The following is a 19,315-nucleotide window of genomic DNA, read 5'->3' on the forward strand; positions in this document are numbered from 1 at the left end:
GAAAGTGTCATAAACTCATACAGTTTCACATTTGCAGCCCGTAGTTTTTGGCTTCTCACCAGTCACCATCTTGAGAATCAGACACACTTTTTGTCCATTACCCACGCCGACGCCCAGCGCACCACTAACCAAAAGCAAAAAACGCCAGCTCCAACCGGAACTGGCGTTTAGAATTGCGACCCTGACGGGACTTGAACCCGCGACCTCCGCCGTGACAGGGCGGCGCGCTAACCAACTGCGCCACAGGGCCATCATGATTTTTAGTGGTACTCCCAACGGGATTCGAACCCGTGTTGCCGCCGTGAAAGGGCGGAGTCCTAGGCCTCTAGACGATGGGAGCCCGACTTAACGCTGCAAAGAGTTGGCCACTCAATGGCATATTCCGCGTACATCTGCAGTGTATGAACATTGCAATTGCGCGCGCTCTTGGCAACGTAAAGAACTATAGAGGATAAGTACCCTTTTCCCAAAATCCACGGTTGAACTGGAGTTTCTTACTATTTCCGCGGACGCTACTAGTACTCAGATAAGCTCGCAATTATGGCAATTCCGGATTTCATTGTTCAGCTCCGCGAAAAAGTGGGCCACGCTCCGCTCTGGCTCCCCGGTGTCACGGCTATCGTCATTCGCGATGTTCCGCCGAATGCACCGATGTACGCCTTGCCCGAGGTCTTGCTGGTTCGTCGCTCCGATAATGGTGAATGGACCCCAGTCACCGGAATTATCGACCCGGACGAGCAGCCTCACGACGCCGCCGTGCGAGAGGTAAAGGAAGAAACGGGACTCGATGTCACAGTTGAGGCCCTGCTTGGAACTGGCGCCGTTGGCCCTATCGAACACCTCAACGGCGATGTTGCCTCATATCTGGATATCTCCATGCGCTGCAGTGTTGTTGGCGACGACGTCCCCTATGTCGCTGATGATGAATCCACTGATGTCGGATGGTTCCAGATCTCACAGATGCCACCGATGAAGCCACGCTTCCGCCTGATAGTCGCCGATGCAGTGGCGCAGCTCAAGCACCCGGCGGGCTTCAAGCCACGGATGGGCTACCACAAGCGGGAGAAGTAGGTGCCGCAGAAGGAAAAATACAGGCAAGATACGACAAAACCCCAGGCCGTTGATGACCTGGGGTTTTTCGTGCTTGTGGGCCCTGCGGGGCTCGAACCCGCGACCTGCGGATTAAAAGTCCGTAGCTCTACCAGCTGAGCTAAAGGCCCGCGCAACAAAATAGCCTAGCAATAGCGCGCCGATTTTTGATAATTGCCCCCTCGAGAGTCGATAAGTTCACGCCCCGGAACTTTTTACCCCTCCTGTCCGACTGAATTAATAAGCAGGAATACTGCGGACACTTGATGCAGGCTTCGACAAATCCGTCGGAGTACACGCATCGTTTATGTCTACTTTTTCAGTCGAGGAAACATGGATGTCGTCGATATATCTCGTTGGCAATTTGGCATAACCACCGTCTACCACTTCATTTTTGTCCCGCTGACAATTGGTCTAGCTCCGCTCGTCGCGCTCATGCAGACACTGTGGGCCACGACGAAAAATGACCTCTGGTACCGAGCGACACGATTTTTCGGCACCATCTTCATTATTAACTTCGCCATGGGCGTAGCCACGGGTATCGTCCAGGAATTCCAGTTCGGTATGAACTGGTCGGAGTACTCCCGCATGATCGGTGATGTCTTCGGCGGCCCGCTGGCTCTTGAAGGACTCATCGCGTTCTTCCTGGAATCCACCTTCCTGGGCCTATGGATTTTCGGCTGGGGGCGTATCCCCACCTGGATGCACACGCTCTCGATTTGGATTGTCGCTATTGCGGTGAATATCTCGGCGTATTTCATCATCGTCGCCAATTCGTTCATGCAGCATCCTGTAGGCGCGGTCTACAACCCGGAAACCGGCCGCGCAGAGCTTACAGACTTTGGCGCACTGTTGACCAACTCCACTGCCTTGGCAGCTTTCCCGCATGCCGTGGCCAGCTCTTTCCTTACCGCCGGCACGCTCGTTGTCGGCGTCAGTGGCTGGTGGCTGGTTCAGAGCCGCCGCGGTGGCCAGAGCAATACTGTTCACGAACGGACGTTTCACAAGTCCATGAAGGTCGGGCTCTGGACAACTGTGCTCAGCTCGCTGGCGGTGTTTATCACCGGCGATATCCAGGCCAAGCTTATGTTCGAGCAGCAGCCGATGAAGATGGCATCGGCCGAGTCCCTGTGCCACACGCAGACAGATCCAATGTTCTCGATTCTGACCGTCGGTACGCACAACAATTGCGACTCGGTGCTGCATCTCATCGAGGTGCCATGGGTGCTGCCTTTCCTGGCCGAGGGCAAGTTCAGTGGCGTCACGCTCCAGGGCGTGCAGGACCTGCAAGAAAAAGCTGAGGCGGTCTTCGGCCCAGGCAATTACTCTCCGAATCTGTTCGTCACATACTGGTCTTTCCGCGCCATGATTGGGCTCATGGTCGGTTCTCTGGCTATCGCGTTTTTCGCTTGGCTATTTACTCGCAAGGGGCGCGTGCCGACGGGCAAGCGAGCCCGCATTTTCGCCGCTTGCAGTATCCTCGCGATTCCGTTCCCGTTCTTGGCCAGCAGCGCTGGCTGGATCTTTACGGAGATGGGCCGTCAGCCCTGGATTGTGCACCCGAACCCGGATCACGCGGGCGACCCGCGCACCGAGCTGATTCGCATGACCGTCGATATGGGTGTGTCCGACCACGCACCGGCCACGGTGATTATCACCCTGGTGGGCTTTACCCTGCTCTACCTGATTTTGGCAGTGGTGTGGTTCTGGTTGATTCGCCGCGCAGTTATTGCCGGACCTCCGACCGAATCCGCTGAGGCAATCAACGCCATCGGCAATGACCCCGAGCACGCTGGCCCATCGTCCCCAATCGCTACCGATCTGGGCGCGATCATCTCGTCTCCGGTTCGATTCAACAAGGTCCATGCCCAGTCCGCTGCCAGCCCCGACTCCGAAGTCTCCGCGACTGAGGACACAAAGTAGATAAGGATGTATCTCTGACATGTTCGGATTAGATCTTCCCGTTTTGTGGTTTATCCTGATCGCGTTCCTCTTCGCTGGCTACTTCCTGCTCGAGGGCTTTGACTTCGGCGTCGGAATGCTGCTGCCGTTCGTTGGCCGCGATGAACCGCGTCGTAAAGCGATGCTCGGAACTATCGGGCCGGTATGGGACGGCAACGAAGTGTGGCTAATTACCGCTGGCGGCGCGCTCTTCGCGGCATTTCCGGAATGGTATGCGTCCATGTTTTCCGGCTTCTACCTGCCGCTCTTCCTGATTCTGGTGGCGTTGATTGTCCGTATTGTCGGGCTGGAATGGCGCTTCAAAGTCAACGATGAGCGCTGGCGCGCCTGGTGCGACCGCGCAATCATCTTCGGCTCCTGGTTGCCGCCGATTCTGTGGGGCGTAGCGGTCGCGAACCTGGTGCGTGGTGTCCCGCTGAATGCCGACAAGAACTTGGACTCCGGCTTTAGTACCCTGCTCGGGTTGCTGAACCCGTACGCCCTGGTCGGCGGGATTGCGTTTGCGGCTGTGTTCGCTCTTCACGCAGTTACGTTCCTGCGGCTGAAGACCGCCGGCAAGCTACGCGACGAGGTCGGCAACGCCGCTCGAATTCCGGCACTGTCGGCGCTGATATTTGGCGGCGTGTTCCTCATCTGGACACAGCTGGGCTACGGAAAGACCTGGCTGTGGGCTGTTGTCGTCATCGCCGTCGCGGGGTTGGTCATTGCCATCTCCGCAACCGTAGGCAACCGCGATGGCATCGCTTTTTCCGCAACCGCGGTCACCGTAGTCGCCGTCACCACCGTTGTCTTCGGCGCCATGTACCCGTATCTGATGCCGACGACGCTTGCCGACGGCGTTTCCCTCGATATCTGGAATTCCGCCTCTAACCCTTACACGCTGAAAATCATGACCTGGACCGCGCTGGTGATTACCCCACTGGTGATTGCCTACCAGGCGTGGACATACTGGGTATTCCGCAAGCGGTTGATGGCTGAACGTAAGGTCTCGCAGTAGACCGTCCGTTGGAGGTTAGTTTCTAAAAAGTGGCACCTGTCGATCCGAAACTATTCAAGCTGTCGGCCCCAGCCTGGCGTTGGGTCATTTTCGCGGGCGCACTGACCGCCGCGAGCACAGGTGCCACAATCGCGTTGGGGCTGGCAATCGGCACTATTACGGCGCAGGTTCTGGGTGAGGCAACTCCTAATTGGACATTATTCGCGCTGATAGCCACGGCCGCTGTACTCGTTCGGGTGGCCTGCTCCTACGCGCTCGTGCGTTTCGGCCAATCTGCGGGTGCACGCGTGGCCACAGACCTGCGCAGCCGGGCACTGCGAGCCCTGGCTCTGCGCGATCCTCGCACTGTCGACACCGCGCACTGGCGCGCATTGCTTTCGGTCGGGCTCGATGGTGTGGCCGTCTACGTGGCGGAATTCCTCCCCGCACTGGTGGCCGCAGCGCTGGCTACCCCGATGGCACTGGTCGCAGTCGCATGGTTGGACCTCCCATCGGTTGCCATCGCGGTTGTCACGCTGCCACTCATTCCACTGTTCATGTGGCTGGTAGGTCGCCTCACTGAGGGCCGCACAGAACGCCGTCTGGCCGACATCGGCACGGTGCGTGGTCAGATTCTCGACCTGGTCATCGGCCTGCCAACGCTCAAAGCGCACAACATGGCCGACACCCCCAGCGAGGAAATCAAGCGCCTGTCGACCCGCCACCGGAAATCCACCATGGAGGTCCTGCGCATCGCTTTCCTATCCGCGTCGGTCCTGGAATTCCTCACCACCCTGTCAATCGCCCTCATCGCCGTCGGCATCGGTTTCCGACTTCTGGGAGGCCACATGACGCTGGCAACCGGCCTGGCAGTGCTCATCATCGCCCCAGAAATCTATGGCCCGGTGCGCCAGGTTGGCCAGAAATTCCACGCCGCCCAGGACGGTGTGGTCGCTGCCACCGAAGTCACGGAACTGTTAGACAAGGACGCTGGCCAGACTCCAAACTCCACAGACACCACCTCTGAAACTGTGGAAGAGGTGGCCGAAGGAACGTCGTCAAGCAGTGTCCACAGCGCCCCCACGGTCGTGTTCGAACGCCTTTCCGCGCCGGGGCGAGACGGCGTGCGGCCAAGTGAATTAAGCGCCATCGCGCAGCCAGGCACAGTGACGGTGCTGGCGGGGCCGAACGGCGTGGGCAAGACGACAGCGCTGCTTGCGGTCGCCGGCATCGTGCACGAGGGGTTGGAAGGCTCCGTAACTATTCGCGACGGCCAGCGCATTCTCCGTGACCAGGATCTGCTGCGGCGCATCGCGTGGCTGCCCCAGCGCCCAGTGTTGGACGCAGCGACGGTGGGAGACAATTCGCGGCGCTCGCTCGGGCAACGTCAGCGGGAGGCGCTTCGGCGCGAGCTTGCCGACGACACCCGCGACCTCGTCCTCCTCGATGAACCGACAGCTCACCTGGATGCCGACAGTGCGCAGTCCGTGATTAGGCTCCTGCACGCACGTGCCCGGCGCGGAGCCACAGTGATTGCCACCAGCCATGATCCGCTGTTGATTGCGGCCGCCGACGGCGTGGTGGAGGTGCAGTCGCGATGACTACTCTGCAAGCGCTTCGTCGCCTGGTGAAACCCCGCGACCTGGTGTGGCCGGTGTTGGCGGGCATCATCACGCTGCTGTCCGCGCTGAGTCTGACCGTGGTGTCGGCGTGGCTGATTACGCGTTCTTGGCAGATGCCACCGCTGATGGACATCACCTTGGCGGTGACGTCTGTGCGCGCGCTGGGTATTTCGCGAGCTGCGTTTCGATACCTCGACCGGTTGGTCTCCCACGATGTGGCGTTGCGCACCGCCGAGCGCTCGCGCGTGAAGCTATGGGAGCATTTCGTGGCCGACCGTACGCTGGCGCTGCGTGAGCGTTCCGATATTGTCACAGCGCTTGGGGCGAATATTGACGCACTTGCCGATGCCGTCGTGCGATCAATAGTGCCCGCATTGGTGGCGCTGATGACCTCTCTCATCGCCGTCATTTTTGTGGCTCTACTCTCGCCTGCCGCTGCGGTTCTCCTGGCGGTGGGACTGCTTCTGGCCGGCGGTGTTGCTCCTTACCTGACGTATCGCACCACTGCGCGCTCAAGTCAGCGTCGCGCGGCCGCGCTTCAGTCGCATGCCGCTGCCGTCGAAGCGCTGCTTTCCGACGCCGCCGGCCTGCGTATCCACGGCCAGTTGGATGAGGCAGTCTCTGCCGCGTCATCCTCCAGCAAAACGGTTGCGGCCATCGATGACGCCGCAGGTCGAGCAAATGCCCGCGCCTCCGCACTGAGCACCGCGGCTAGCGTGTTGACCGCTGTCCTGACCGTGGTCGTAGCGTCGTGGTTAGTGACGGATTCGGCCGGGGGCGCTGGCGGCGGTTTGCTGCACTCTCCCGAGTGGCTGACGGTTCTGGTTCTGGTGCCGCTGGCGGCTTTTGAGTCGGTTGGTCCGCTGCCAGCTGCTGCGCAAACACTGGCGCAATCGAGGGAAGCCTTGCTGACGCTCGCGTCAAGTGCGAGTGAATCAGGGGAAGCGGATGCCATGCGCTCAGCCCCAGTCCCCACAGCGCCAATCCACACGTCCCCGCTCGCTCAGAACCACCTGACAGTTCGGCCAACTCTGCAGGTTCAAGACTTAATCGTGGGCTACCCCGACGACAACAGTTCGAATACTGCGGAAGAGCCCGCTGCCCAGCCAGCTCAACTGCCGATGCAAAACTTCGAGGTCACCTTTGGCGACTACCGGGAGATCACGGCGCCGTCGGGAAGCGGAAAGACCACGCTGCTGAAGACAATCGCCGGACTAATCCCGCCGGTTGCGGGCACGGTGACTATCACTGACGGAGACGGACGTGAGCTGTGGCGCAGTGCGGCAAGTGCCGGAGAGCCCCACGTAAACACGGAGCAGTGCGACTTGGTGCGTTTTATCGCCGAGGATGAGCACATTTTCGCCACGACGGTGCGGGACAACATCTCTATTGGTAACCCGCAGGTCAGCGACGATGACATCTACTCCGTACTGGACGCCGTGGGCCTGCGCAATTGGGTCGATGCCGCACCCGACGGCCTGGACACGATTCTGGACAGCGGCGCGGACAGTCTCTCGGGTGGTCAGCGGCGCAGGCTCATTCTCACCCGGGCACTTGTCAGCACAGCGCCAATCCTGCTTCTCGACGAACCCACCGAACACCTCGACGAAGAGTCGAACCACATCCTGGAAATTCTTCGGAATACCACCGACCTGCCCGGTGGGAGGGGTCGCCGGACGGTGATCGTCGTCAGGCATCCGCGGACGCAGCGCTAACCGGGGCGATTCAACCGGCCGCCCAAAACAGATTCGAAAACGGCAGTTCAGCGTGACACAATACTGTACGTGTTAGATACCTCCACGAGTCCACTCAGCGCCGCCAAGCCCGCCGATGCCACGTCCGCGCACATGCACATCGGCCCCTTTGAGCTCGCTTCCCCCGTGGTACTCGCTCCGATGGCCGGTGTCACCAACGTGGCATTCCGAACGCTGTGCCGCGAGCAGGAGCTGCAGCGTACAGGCACGGTCTCGGGCCTCTATGTCTGCGAGATGGTCACCGCGCGAGCACTGGTCGAGCACAACGAGAAGACCATGCACATGACCACCTTCGCGCCTGACGAAAACCCGCGCAGCCTGCAGCTCTACACCACTGACCCGAAGTGGACCTACGAGGCCGCAAAGATGATTGTCGACGAAAACCTCGCCGACCACATCGATATGAACTTCGGCTGCCCGGTACCGAAGGTCACTCGCAAGGGCGGCGGCTCGGCACTGCCGTATAAGCGCCGTCTCTTCGGCAACATCGTCGCCGCAGCGGTAAAAGCCACTGAGGGCACGGACATCCCGGTGACCGTGAAATTCCGCGTCGGTATCGACGACGAGCACCACACGCATCTCGATGCCGGCCGCATCGCCGCTGAGATGGGCGCCCAGGCTGTGGCTCTGCATGCCCGCACCGCAGCGCAGCGCTACTCCGGCCACGCTGACTGGTCGCAGATCGCGCGGCTGAAGGAGCACATGGTCGACTCCGGCTACAGCGATATCCCGGTGCTTGGCAACGGCGACATCTTTGCCTCCACCGATGCCCGCAAAATGCTCGACGAGACCGGCTGCGACGGTGTCGTCGTCGGTCGCGGCTGCCTTGGCCGCCCGTGGCTGTTCGCGCAGTTGTCCGCCGAGCTGCGTGGCGAAGAAGTGCCGCCGGCACCAACATTTGGTGAGGTCGCGGGGATTATCCGTCGTCACGCGGAACTGCTCGTGGAGCACGAGGGCGAACGTAAGGGCTGCCGCGACCTGCGCAAGCACATCGCCTGGTACCTGCGCGGTTACCCTGCCGGCAGTGAGGTGCGGAAGTCTCTTGCGCGCGTCGATTCGCTGGCAACGCTCGACGAGATTCTCGCACCGCTTTACGACGGCCCCAGCGCCCACGCCCGCCCGGAGGACGCCGACGGCGCCCGCGGCCGACAGGGGTCCCCTGCAAAGGTGGTCTTGCCGGAGGGCTGGCTGGACGACCCGGAGGACGACACCGTGCCCGAGGGCGCGGAGATTATGCACTCCGGTGGCTAAGCTTCGGTTCTGAGCGAGTGTTTACATAACTTTACGAGGGGTAATTGGGGGCTCCCCACTAACGCGCGACGTTGTTGAGGATTGCCTACTATGGAACGCATGCGCACTGTCTACCGAGAACAAATGGACAACTTGGCCCACAGCCTGATTGTGATGTGTGACCGAGTTGGCTCCATGCACAAGCTTGCGAACAAGGCCCTCTTCGAGGCTGATTTGGTCTCGGCTGAAACAGTTCTTTCCCAGATTGATTCTCTTGAGGACCTACGCCAGGATGCGGAGCAGCGAGCCTTCGAGCTGTTGGCCCGCGAAGCTCCTGTGGCTGGTGATCTCCGACAGATTGTCAGTGGCCTCTACATTGTCGAGGACATCTCCCGCATGGGCGCGTTGAGTGTGCATATTGCCAACGTTGCCCGGCGTCGCCACCCGAACAAGGCACTGCCGGAGCCCGTGGAGGGGTTCTTCCGCGAGATGGCCTCCGTATCTGAGCAGATGACGCACGAAACCCGTCAGGTGCTCATCGACTACGACGTTGACCAGGCATTGGCCTTGGATAAGACCGATGACAGCATCGATGACATTCACCAGCACCTGTTTACGCTGACCAACGACGATAATTGGCCGCACTCCCCTGCGCAGACAGTGGATGTCACTCTGCTGAGCCGCTTCTACGAGCGTTACGCGGATCACGCTGTCGAGGTTGCCGCCCGGATTATTTACCTGGCCACCGGTTACAAGCGCGATGTCTACCTGGACAAGCTTGAGGACGAACGCGACCAGCGCAGCTTTAACCAACGCCTGCAGGCCTTGGAGCGTCACCTGCGGATGTAGGTCCGTGAAGTTGCAGGCTGTTGGGGGTTGGGCTGTAGGGCTGCTGGGCGGGGCTGGGTGTTGGGCTGAGCTGTAGGGATGTTGGGGGTGGCTGCTGGCCTGGGGCGCGGGTTTTTAGGCCGGAGTGGAGCCGTTTTTAAGCCACACCAGGCTAAACACCTCCCCAGCCACAACACCGCCTCAAACCGAGAAACTGACTAGGTTTATGACACTTTACTGTGAGTAAACGCTATTCATCTGACATAAACCTAGTCAGTAACTGCTTGATCCCGCCACAAAAACTGTTTTCCCCGGCACAAATCACCTCCGCGGTTAGACAATCAGGTGGCAAAACATGTGCGCGACATAGCAATCTCATAAACTGCAACAACAATAAGAACCCCGTACCTCGCGTGAACACGCGTGAAGTACGGGGCTCTTATTGGCTTATTACGGCATACGCAAAGCGTTTAGCCGAAGCGACCGGAGATGTAGTCCTCGGTTTCCTTCTTGTCTGGATTCTCGAAGATCTTCTTGGTCGGGCCAACCTCAACCAGGCGACCCGGCTTACCGGTTGCCTCGAGGGAGAAGAATGCGGTCTGATCGGACACACGAGCTGCCTGCTGCATGTTGTGGGTCACGATGACGATGGTGAATTCTTCCTTCAGCTCATGAATCAGGTCCTCGATTGCCAGGGTGGAAATCGGGTCCAGTGCGGAACACGGCTCATCCATCAGCAGAACTTCCGGCTCAACTGCAATTGCACGTGCGATGCATAGACGCTGCTGCTGACCACCGGAGAGGCCGCCACCCGGCTTGTCCAGGCGGTCCTTGACCTCATCCCAGAGGTTGGCGCCGCGCAGGGACTTCTCGGCAACCTCCTGGAGATGAGCCTTGTTTTTAACACCGGCCAACTTCAGGCCAGCCACGACGTTGTCCTCGATGGACATGGTCGGGAACGGGTTCGGACGCTGGAACACCATACCGATGGTGTTACGAACGGAGACCGGATCGATCTTCGGGCCATAGATGTTTTCGCCGTCGAGAAGCACCTCGCCAGTGACGTAGGCACCCGGGATGACCTCGTGCATACGGTTCAGCGAACGGAGCACGGTGGACTTACCACAGCCGGACGGGCCAATGAATGCGGTAACGGAACGCGGCGGGACGTGCAGGTCGACGTTCTGCACAGCGTGGAAATCGCCGTAGTAGATGTTGACATCGTTAAGGTCTAGGCGCTTAGCCATGGTCTTTCAAAAACCTTCCTTGAAATAGCGGACGTTAGGCGCCCAGCATTAACTGCTCTTGACGGAGAACTTGGCGGATACGAAGCGCGCCAGGATATTGATGAGGGCAATGATGAGAACCAGCGTGAGCGCTGCGCCCCACATCTTGTCGAATGCCGCACCGGTATTACCGGCCTTGTACATGTCCAGCATGAACAGCGGCAGCGAGGACTGCGACTGGCCGAACGGGTTATAGGTGATGATTCGCGAGGTTGCAACCAGGATCAGCATCGGTGCGGACTCACCCATGACGCGGGCGACGGCCAGCATGACGCCGGTGACGATGCCCGACAGTGCGGTCGGGAGCACAATCTTCAAAATGGTCTTCCACTTCGGAACACCCAGAGCGTAAGAGGCTTCACGCAACTCGTGCGGAACGATGCGCAGCATTTCCTCGGTGTTGCGCACAACGATCGGCAGCATCAGCAGAACCAGCGCCAGCGAGACAGCGAAACCGGAACGGCTCATGCCGAACATGACCACCCACATCGAGTAGATGAACAGCGACGCGACGATCGACGGCACACCGGAGAGGATGTCGACCATGAAGGTGGTGACCTTGCCCAGACGGGAGTTACCTGCATACTCGACCAAGTAGATGGCGACGAAGATACCGAACGGCACGGTCATGAGAGTCGTGACCAGAGCCTGAACCAAGGTACCGACGATTGCGTGAGCAACACCACCGGCAGACGCACCAACAGTGACACCACGCTGGGAAGCAGTCCACCACTCACCACTCAGCAGTGACGGGGTGCCTCGGACGACAAGCTCGAAGAGAACCCACACCAGCGGGATCAGGGCAAGAGCCATGCAGCAGTAAATGAGGACCGTGGAGACGTTGTCTGCCACCTTGCGGGAACCCTTAATTTGGGTGAAAGCCGACTCCGTGGTGGGGACCATGTCTGCAGGGCCGTGAGGCGAAGAATCAGTAGTTGAACTAGTCATTGTTACTTCTCGTTTCTTTTCCTACGACCTTGCTACTTCTTCGCAATCATTCGGGCTGCGGAGTTGACCACGAAGGTCAGCAAGAACAGCACCAAACCTGCGGACATGTATGCGCCGGCCTTGAGGTTGTCATTGAACTCTGGTGCCGCATTAGCAATTGCGGTTGCGAAGGTGGTACCACCATCGAAAAGCGAGCCACGGAATGCCGAGGACGGGGAGATCACGAGGTAGAGAGCCATCGTCTCACCGAGAGCACGTCCCAGACCCAGCATCGAGCCGGAGATAAAGCCAGAACGACCGAATGGCAGAATAGCCAGCTTGACCATCTCCCAACGGGTCGCACCGAGAGCCAGCGATGCCTCAATGTGACCACGCGGGGTCTGAACAAAGACCTCACGGGTGGTAGCCGCGATAACCGGCAGAATCATAATTGCCAGCACAACGCCACCGGTGAAGAGGTTTCGACCGGTCTCGAATGCCGGCGAGTTTGGGTACAGGGCAAACATCGGGATAAAGCCCAGTGTCTTAGCCAACCACCCGTACAGACCAGCCAAGGCCGGACCGAGAGCCATAAAGCCCCACAGACCGTAAACAATCGACGGCACTGCAGCCAGCAAATCCACGAGGTAACCCAGCGGCTTGACCATCTTCTTTGGAGCATAGGCAGTCAGGAAGATAGCAATACCCAGCGCAACCGGCATAGCCAGAATCAGCGCCAGGATGGAAACCGCGACGGTCACCAGAAACATGTTCGGAATACCGAAGTACATGGCGGAGGTATCCGCCAGGTTCCATCGTTCGGTGTAGGTGAAGAAGTTCGCTTCGTTACGGGACATTGCCGGAACTGCGCGCAGGAGCAGGAACACTGCAATTGCGATGATGGCAGCAGTCACCAATGCGGAAGATCCTACCGCCAGAATCTTGAAGATTCGGTCACCAGGACGAACAACGCCGGTCTGAATGGCTTGCTCTTCCGAGCTCTCGTCGCCGGAGGAATCCACCTGCGGTGCTGAGGACTGCAACAGACTGCTGTCTACAGCCTCCTGCTTCCCTTCAATGGGAGTCGAGGAACTCATGATCTCATTTCCTAAGTAGAAGTGATTTGTGCTTAAACGCACATGAAGACCGATTGGCCTCTGTACCCCTCTACGAGCGGTACCCAATCAACTGAGGTGTCGATATATAAAGCCAACCGGTCTACGTCAGGTTTTCGGCCTACAGCTCAGATCTGCGTGGCCGGCTGAAGTGATCCTCGCGCCAACCGGGTAAGGACAGAGCCAACTCTGCTTTCACCCGCGTTGCACGCAAAGAATTACTTGATAGCGTCAACCGCTGCGGACAGCTTGTCCTTGAACTCACCCTGAACCGGGATGTAACCCAGCTCTTCGAGCTCTGGGCCCTGGCCCTCTTCCAGAACAACCTTCAGGAAGTTCTTAACCAGGTCACGAGTCTGCTCGTCGTAACCAGCGGAGCAGACGATTTCGTAAGTGGTCAGAACCAGCGGGTAAGCGCCTTCCTCGTCCATTGCGAACAGAGCGTCGGTGTCAACAACCATGTTGTGACCCTCAGTCTTAAACGTGACGGAATCCAGAGCCTTACCGACGGTGTCGTTGTTCAGCTCAACCGGACCATGACCGAAGTCCATCTTGGCGATGCCCAGGTCCTTGTCCTCAGCGAAGCCAGCCTCGACGTAGGTGATAGCACCGTCGATGTTGGCGACCTCGTTGACAACACCAGCCGAGCCGTTAGCACCCTGGCCAGTAGCAGTCGGGAAGGACTTGGAAGCCTCGTGCTGCCACTGCTCCGGAGCAGCTGCGCTCAGGAACTTCATGAAGTTATCAGTAGTACCGGACTCCTCAGAGCGGTAGACAACCTTGATGTCCTTCTCCGGAAGATCGACACCCTCGTTGACCTCAGCGATCTTCGGGTCGTTCCACTTGGTGATCTTGCCGTCGAAGATTTCAGCAACCAGAGCCGGGGTCAGAGCGACGTCAACACCCTCGAGGTTGTAGGCAACGGCAACCGGACCGATAACCATCGGCAGGTGCCATGCTTCATTGCCGTCGCAGCGCTTCTTAGCCTCTGCGACCTGGTCCTTGCCGTCCTTCTCCTTCAGCGGGGAGTCAGAGCCAGCGAAAGCAACGGTGCCGGCAATGAACTGAGTCTGACCGGAACCAGAGCCAGATGCGTTGTACGACAGGGTCGAGCCGGTCTCTTCAAACTTGGTGGCAAACAGATCCATGGCGCGCTGCTGCGAGGTAGCGCCCTCGCCCTGCAGCTCACCGGTGACGTCAGCCAGACCCTCAACGTTAGAAGCGCCTTCGCCGCCCTCTTCAGAGCAAGCAGCCAGGGTAAGGCTTGCAACAGCGGCCAGACCAATGACAGATGCCGCACGGTTCTTCTTCAGCACAGTAAATCCTCCGGGGTTTTACACAATGAGTGAAACAGTTCACGTGGAACCGCCACACTCCGGTCCACTGCGCTGAACCTATCTACCGATAGTAACCGGAACCTGTTCAGAACATTAACAATTGGTGAACGGCGCAAGTAATTCTTTATTTATCCTCATTTTCCCTGTAAGAGGCCCTAAAATGCGCCCCTGAAACACTGAGGATTGGACAGCATCTCCTCAAAAACACAAGAATCATTGCCCCCGCGCCAGAGGAAAACCACCTAAAACTGAGATAAAGCTAAGCTCCCCCTTCAACAACTCGCCTTCAATAACTCCCCCAATAAACCGAACCGTCGCATCTACGCGCCGTACATCACATCACGGCGGGCCACCTCGAAACCGACCGCACGGTACGTGCGCACTGCCGGCGCATTGTCGCCTTCCACATAGAGAATTACCTTTTCCGCTCCCCGGTTCCGGAGATAGGAAAGCCCAACATTGGTCAGCCATCGCCCCAGGCCACGTCCGCGTGCCTTCGAGCTCAGCCCGATCACATACACCTCACCAGTTGGCACAGACTCCTCGGCGTGCCACTTCGTCCAGTGGAAACCGCAAATCTCCTCCGCACTGTCGCGCGCCCCGGCCACATCCGCAGCAAAGAACACGCCCTCCGGGTCGAACCACTGCACGTTCCGAGCGCGATCGAGTTGTGGCTGCGACCAACCTCCCTGCTCCGGATGCCAGTCAAACGCCTCATTATTCACAGCCAACCACGCCCGATCCACGGCCGCCTCACCCCACTTCGCGCGTGCCGCAGTCAGGGTTAGCGCTTCAACATCATCGCGCTTATCGACGGCCCCCGCAGCCTTCTCCAACGCTGAGCTCGAAATGGACATCTGCAACAGCTCGCGGATGACCTTGCGTCCCGTCAACTCTGCCAAACGGCTGGCACCGGCGACATCACCGTGAGCCCAGATAGGCAGGCGCTCGCCGACCTCAGCATCGATGTGCGCAAGCAGCTTCGCCCCGACTCCTTGCTTACGAAACTCCGGATCAACAACCATCTCCACTGCATCCGGCGCAACGGCTGCCAGGCCCAAGTAACGGTCGTTCTCAATAATCGCAAAGTGTCGATGCCCGAAAGAGTCGTCGTCAAGCCCTCGGACGAAAGCCTCGCCGAACGCCTCCACGCCGTCGGTGGAGTGGGCGTGCTGCAGCAGCGTACTGGCGACGGTGGTGTCTACGTCAAGCAGTTCGGTTACGTTCATACGCCCCACCCTATACACAGCAGCGAATTCAACACTTCCCCGATGTCGTCTGAGCCAAAAGCGATGGGGTACTAATAGAGTGTGTCCATTTCCCGACGACAGAAGAAGATCGGTGGCTCTATCCTCGCCGTTGCCGCGCTGGTAGTCGCCACCGACATGGGCTTCGCCAGCCATGCGGAGTACAAGCTCTCCGAGCATATTCAGGAGACTGCTCAGCTGGAGATGACCCCATACGTCGCCATTGGTGGCAAGGCCTACTTGTCTTCCTTTGTTACGGGTAAGTGGAGCTCCGTAACCTCGCGCATCCGCGATGTCGAGGTGCCCGACTTCGGCTTGGTATCTCTGGAGTACGGAGCTTCCAACGTTAAGATCCCGGCATCGGCAGTGCTCAGCGGTAATTTCCCAGAATCGCCGACGAAGCAGTACTTCACTAAGCTCTCGCTCGACGGTGTCTCTCTGGGAAACAAGCTGGGACTGACCGATTTGAGCATCCAGAGCCTGAAGGACTCCTCCCCCACCGGCGGCTGGGAGACCGAGGCTATCTTCGAGGCCACGCCAGCCGGATGGCAGGGAAAAACCCAGGTTACGGCGAAGTTGCGCATTGTCAGCCGCGACGTGGTCATTACGCCGATGGAGATTATTTCTGCGCCCTCGTCCCCAACGGATTCTAAAAGCCACATCAAACCTGAGCTGTCTGAGGCTGATACGCAGCACATTATGGACACCTTCGCTCTGACACTGCGGGATTCAGATATACCGATGGGCATGCCGGCGACTCGCGTGTACGTGTCGGGCGGTTCTATCACCATCGAAGGCGAACAGATTCTGTGCACCGTGTCGCCAACAAACTTCATGCCGCCGACATCCCAGCAGGATGCCGAGGCGTCAGCTCAATCCACGGAGAAGCTGCCGGAGAAGAACTGTCGGGTGCGTCGCTAAGGCCGTCGTCAAGCATCGCCGTTAAGCGTCGGTGCAGCGTTAGCACCATGCGACAACAGCCCATACATGGCCACAAGAGCTTCAGCGGTAGAGTGTGAAGCATGACCGAGAAGAATGGCAGCAACCAGACAGACGCCGCTGCACAGGAGCCTGCAGCTGCGGAAGCCCCTCGCCTCGACGGCAACGAGGCCATCAACCGCGCGGCCGAACAGGCCAAGAGCACCGCTACGCGCAACATCACTGAGCTTGAGGGGCTCCCGATCCCCGACGAGACCGCTAACCTGCGCTTCGGCCCGAATATTCACGACGGCCTGCTGGCACTACTGCCGCTGGTCGGCGTGTGGCGCGGTGAGGGGCAGGCGAACACTGTCGTCGACGGCGAGTACAACTTCGGCCAGCAGCTCATCTTCAGCCACGATGGCGAGAACTACCTGAAGTATGAGTCGCGCATCTGGAAGCTGGACGAAGAAGGCAAGCCGACCGGCCCTGACCAGCGCGAAACAGGATTTTGGCGCATTAACAACGAGGACGAGATTGAGTTCATCTGCGTCCACTCCACCGGCGTCACTGAGATCTACTACGGCAAGCCGGTTTCCGAGCGCGCATGGGAGCTGCAAGCAGCCTCCACAATGGTCACTGCTACCGGTCCTGCATCCCTTGGCCCGGGCAAGCGCCTCTACGGTCTGATGCCGAACAACGATCTCGGGTGGGTAGACGAGCGCCTGCGGGATGAGGAATTCGCTCCCCGCATGTCCGCGCAGCTCAAGCGCTACGCGGGCTAGGTTCTCCCCGCTTTACGACGGACGTTGTGTGGCCTTACTGCGGGGCTCTACTGCGTCAAGCCCCACCGTTTGGCGCCCTACTGCGTCGCCAGCGCCTCGTCACACAGGTCGCGGAATTCCTTTTCCGCGATTGCATCCGGCTGCCGGATGGGCTCACCATCGATGGACTTAACCACGACCGCGATACGCACCGAAGACACCAGCCATACCGCATCGGCGGTGAATAGGTCCCCGGGCACCAGGACCGTCGGGGTGACTTTCCAGCCGCAGTTGGCGGCTGTTTCAAACAGCGCTGCCTGAGTTGTGCCCGGCAGCACTCCTTCACCGGGGTTGGGAGTCAGCAGTTCATTGCCGCGCTGAACGATGATGGTCGATGTTGGGCCTTCCAAGAGCTTGCCCTCTGCGGACGTGAAGATGACATCGTCAAAACCCTTGGACTTGGCATAGCGCAAAGCGGCCATATTAGCTGCGTATGACAACGTTTTCGCGCCGATGAGCGCCCACGGTGCACGGGAGCCAAGGTCGAGCGAGAAACCGCGCTCTGCAAGCATGACCGATACCGGCTTCAGACGGTTTTCCGCCACCTTTTCCGCGGAGCTAGCCAAAACGTAGCCAGTCGGCTCTCCGGTGGACTCACGACCACGCGAGTACACCCACCGCAACGTCGCATCCCCCTCAATTGACCTATCGCGCAACTCCTGTAGTGCGACCTCGGTAGCCGCCCGCCACTGCTGCAGATCTGGGGTTGGCAAATCCAGCATTAGCGCTGACGATGCGAATCGCTTCTCGTGCCGGTCAGTATTACAGGTATGACCACCCCTGACCAGGAGTGTTTCAAAAACTCCGTCGCCGCGAATAGCTCCGAGATCATCCGCGTAGAGGAACGGCTGTCCTGCCTCGACAGCAATCGGGCCGCCGTCTGCGAAGACGTCGATAAGCACTAGAGAAGAAAGCGAATCCGTCATACACACAAGCTTAATCCATGCTTAATTTGAGGATTTCTGGTTAACATGAGGGAGTGAGTGTTGAGTATGTAAGTCCTTTGATGTCTCACGTGGCTGGCGCCGCTGCCCTCGAACTGGGCGGACAGATGGAAGGTTTGGAGAAGGCCTCAGAGAACGCCCCAGACGGAAACTCAGCGAAAAACGTTGAGCAAACCACAGGGCAAGCTAGCGTGGCATGGCACTACGGCCGTCCGCTGGTAGAGCAACGTCACCTGCAGGAGGACTGCGGCGTAGTAGATCGCTCGTACTACCGCGTTATTGAGGTCACTGGCGAGGATCGCCTGACCTACCTCAACACACTTTTTTCGCAGAAGGTCGACGAAGCCGCTCCCGGCACTGTCACTGAAGCACTGAACCTGGATGCAAACGGTCACGTTCTCCATCACATGACGTTGACTGTTTTGGACGATTCCGTGCTTATCGACGTGCCCCCTGCCGGCTTCGACTCCCTGTTGAAGTACCTGAACATGATGGTGTTCTGGTCCAAGGTGGAAATTGCTGAGGTAGAAAGGGCGATTATTTCCGTCATGGGGCCGAATGCCCCTGAGGTCCTGGTAGCCGCTGGTCTCGCATTCCCGCAGGTGGGTAAAGCTACGACTGTGGGACATTCCTACGTCCGGCACCTGCCGTGGCCACGCGGCGGGCGTGTGGATGTGCTCGTACGCCGACAGGATTTAGTCGGTGCTTGGGACGCGCTGGTGGCCGCTGGCGCCTCCCCAGTCGGCCTGATGGGCTGGGAGGCCGAACGCGTAGTCTCCTTGCGGCCCGAGCTGGGAATCGACGTAGACGAGAAGATGATTCCGCATGAGGCTCCCCGCTGGATTGCTTCTGAATTCGACACGGCTGCCGTGCACTTGGACAAGGGCTGCTATCGCGGCCAAGAGACGGTATCACGTGTCCACAATGTTGGTCGCTCCCCACGAGTTTTGGTGATGCTGCAGCTCGACGGCTCGGCCACCCTGCCGGAAACCGGCAATCCAGTGATGATGGGCAAGCGCGCCGTGGGCCGCGTGGGCACCGTCGTGCAACATGCCGATTACGGCCCGATTGCTTTGGCTCTGCTTAAACGCTCAGCTCAGGAGCGCGAGGGCCTTGTGGTGGGTGACTGCGCCGTGGCCGTCGACCCTTCCTCCATCGACCGCGTTGAGCAGCTGCCGCCGGGCCGTGTGGCCATCAACCGCCTGCGTGGGAAATAGGTAACAGGAAATAGGTAAAGCCACCAGACAGAGTGGTGA

16 protein-coding genes and 3 tRNA genes are annotated in these 19,315 nt (G+C 59.2%); 10 read left to right on the forward strand and 9 right to left on the reverse strand.

Annotated elements, in window-relative coordinates; translation table 11 throughout:
• Positions 1 to 176: 176 nt before the first annotated feature.
• A tRNA-Asp gene (locus tag HMPREF3135_RS06405) sits at positions 177 to 250 on the reverse strand.
• A 14-nt stretch (positions 251 to 264) separates the two neighbouring features.
• Positions 265 to 340 (reverse strand) — tRNA-Glu (locus tag HMPREF3135_RS06410).
• A gap of 200 nt (positions 341 to 540) precedes the next feature.
• On the opposite strand from HMPREF3135_RS06410, the gene HMPREF3135_RS06415 reads away from it, so the two are divergent.
• Positions 541 to 1,071: an NUDIX hydrolase gene (locus HMPREF3135_RS06415; RefSeq protein WP_016421372.1), complete on the forward strand. Its 531-nt coding sequence runs from the start codon at positions 541 to 543 to the stop codon at positions 1,069 to 1,071.
• 76 nt (positions 1,072 to 1,147) lie between these two features.
• Here HMPREF3135_RS06415 and HMPREF3135_RS06420 read toward each other — a convergent pair.
• Positions 1,148 to 1,220: transfer RNA gene (locus tag HMPREF3135_RS06420), tRNA-Lys, on the reverse strand.
• Positions 1,221 to 1,422: 202 nt separating this feature from the next.
• On the opposite strand from HMPREF3135_RS06420, the gene HMPREF3135_RS06425 reads away from it, so the two are divergent.
• The 6 genes from HMPREF3135_RS06425 to phoU all read left to right on the forward strand — a co-directional run bounded on the left by HMPREF3135_RS06425 (position 1,423) and on the right by phoU (position 9,482).
• The gene (locus HMPREF3135_RS06425; protein WP_049190245.1) at positions 1,423 to 3,012 is read left to right on the forward strand and encodes a cytochrome ubiquinol oxidase subunit I; all 1,590 of its coding nucleotides are present in this window, start codon (positions 1,423 to 1,425) and stop codon (positions 3,010 to 3,012) included.
• A 19-nt stretch (positions 3,013 to 3,031) separates the two neighbouring features.
• On the forward strand, positions 3,032 to 4,048 hold the full coding sequence (cydB, locus tag HMPREF3135_RS06430; protein WP_049190244.1) for a cytochrome d ubiquinol oxidase subunit II: 1,017 nt from the start codon (positions 3,032 to 3,034) through the stop codon (positions 4,046 to 4,048).
• A gap of 29 nt (positions 4,049 to 4,077) precedes the next feature.
• A complete protein-coding gene (locus HMPREF3135_RS06435) occupies positions 4,078 to 5,628 on the forward strand; it encodes an ABC transporter ATP-binding protein/permease (RefSeq protein WP_083280629.1) in 1,551 nt (516 codons plus the stop codon).
• A complete protein-coding gene (cydC, locus tag HMPREF3135_RS06440; RefSeq protein WP_016421376.1) occupies positions 5,625 to 7,364 on the forward strand; it encodes a thiol reductant ABC exporter subunit CydC in 1,740 nt (579 codons plus the stop codon). The genes HMPREF3135_RS06435 and cydC overlap by 4 nt, the downstream gene beginning before the upstream one ends.
• 132 nt (positions 7,365 to 7,496) lie before the next feature.
• Positions 7,497 to 8,654, forward strand: a complete 1,158-nt coding sequence (gene dusB, locus HMPREF3135_RS06445) for a tRNA dihydrouridine synthase DusB (protein WP_042388893.1) — start codon at positions 7,497 to 7,499, stop codon at positions 8,652 to 8,654.
• A gap of 90 nt (positions 8,655 to 8,744) precedes the next feature.
• Entirely contained in the window at positions 8,745 to 9,482 is a 738-nt protein-coding gene (phoU, locus tag HMPREF3135_RS06450; protein ID WP_080969597.1) for a phosphate signaling complex protein PhoU, read from the forward strand.
• Positions 9,483 to 9,931: 449 nt separating this feature from the next.
• On the opposite strand, the gene pstB is transcribed toward phoU, so the two are convergent.
• The 5 genes from pstB to mshD form a co-directional block, all read right to left on the reverse strand.
• Positions 9,932 to 10,708: a phosphate ABC transporter ATP-binding protein PstB gene (pstB, locus tag HMPREF3135_RS06455; protein WP_016421380.1), complete on the reverse strand. Its 777-nt coding sequence runs from the start codon at positions 10,706 to 10,708 to the stop codon at positions 9,932 to 9,934.
• 48 nt (positions 10,709 to 10,756) lie between these two features.
• A complete protein-coding gene (pstA, locus tag HMPREF3135_RS06460) occupies positions 10,757 to 11,650 on the reverse strand; it encodes a phosphate ABC transporter permease PstA (RefSeq protein ID WP_049173081.1) in 894 nt (297 codons plus the stop codon).
• Between the two features lie 77 nt (positions 11,651 to 11,727).
• Positions 11,728 to 12,771 carry a phosphate ABC transporter permease subunit PstC gene (gene pstC, locus HMPREF3135_RS06465; protein ID WP_070438783.1) on the reverse strand — a complete coding sequence of 348 codons (1,044 nt, stop codon included), beginning with the start codon at positions 12,769 to 12,771 and terminating at the stop codon, positions 11,728 to 11,730.
• A 236-nt stretch (positions 12,772 to 13,007) separates the two neighbouring features.
• Entirely contained in the window at positions 13,008 to 14,069 is a 1,062-nt protein-coding gene (gene pstS, locus HMPREF3135_RS06470) for a phosphate ABC transporter substrate-binding protein PstS (RefSeq protein ID WP_224433877.1), read from the reverse strand.
• Positions 14,070 to 14,446: 377 nt separating this feature from the next.
• Positions 14,447 to 15,355: a mycothiol synthase gene (gene mshD / locus HMPREF3135_RS06475; protein WP_070438786.1), complete on the reverse strand. Its 909-nt coding sequence runs from the start codon at positions 15,353 to 15,355 to the stop codon at positions 14,447 to 14,449.
• Between the two features lie 81 nt (positions 15,356 to 15,436).
• On the opposite strand from mshD, the gene HMPREF3135_RS06480 reads away from it, so the two are divergent.
• Together HMPREF3135_RS06480 and HMPREF3135_RS06485 are read left to right on the forward strand one after the other, a co-directional pair.
• A complete protein-coding gene (locus tag HMPREF3135_RS06480) occupies positions 15,437 to 16,294 on the forward strand; it encodes an LmeA family phospholipid-binding protein (protein ID WP_070438789.1) in 858 nt (285 codons plus the stop codon).
• A 101-nt stretch (positions 16,295 to 16,395) separates the two neighbouring features.
• Positions 16,396 to 17,076, forward strand: a complete 681-nt coding sequence (locus tag HMPREF3135_RS06485; RefSeq protein ID WP_016421386.1) for a heme-binding beta-barrel domain-containing protein — start codon at positions 16,396 to 16,398, stop codon at positions 17,074 to 17,076.
• Between the two features lie 77 nt (positions 17,077 to 17,153).
• On the opposite strand, the gene HMPREF3135_RS06490 is transcribed toward HMPREF3135_RS06485, so the two are convergent.
• Positions 17,154 to 18,041, reverse strand: coding sequence for an aminodeoxychorismate lyase (locus HMPREF3135_RS06490; RefSeq protein WP_016421387.1), 888 nt, complete (start codon positions 18,039 to 18,041; stop codon positions 17,154 to 17,156).
• Between the two features lie 80 nt (positions 18,042 to 18,121).
• On the opposite strand from HMPREF3135_RS06490, the gene HMPREF3135_RS06495 reads away from it, so the two are divergent.
• Complete coding sequence (locus tag HMPREF3135_RS06495; protein WP_049190237.1) at positions 18,122 to 19,276, forward strand: CAF17-like 4Fe-4S cluster assembly/insertion protein YgfZ; 1,155 nt, start codon at positions 18,122 to 18,124, stop codon at positions 19,274 to 19,276.
• Positions 19,277 to 19,315 lie beyond the last annotated feature (39 nt).

The sequence above is a fragment of the Corynebacterium sp. HMSC14H10 genome (assembly GCF_001807105.1).
GTDB lineage: Bacteria > Actinomycetota > Actinomycetes > Mycobacteriales > Mycobacteriaceae > Corynebacterium > Corynebacterium jeikeium_D.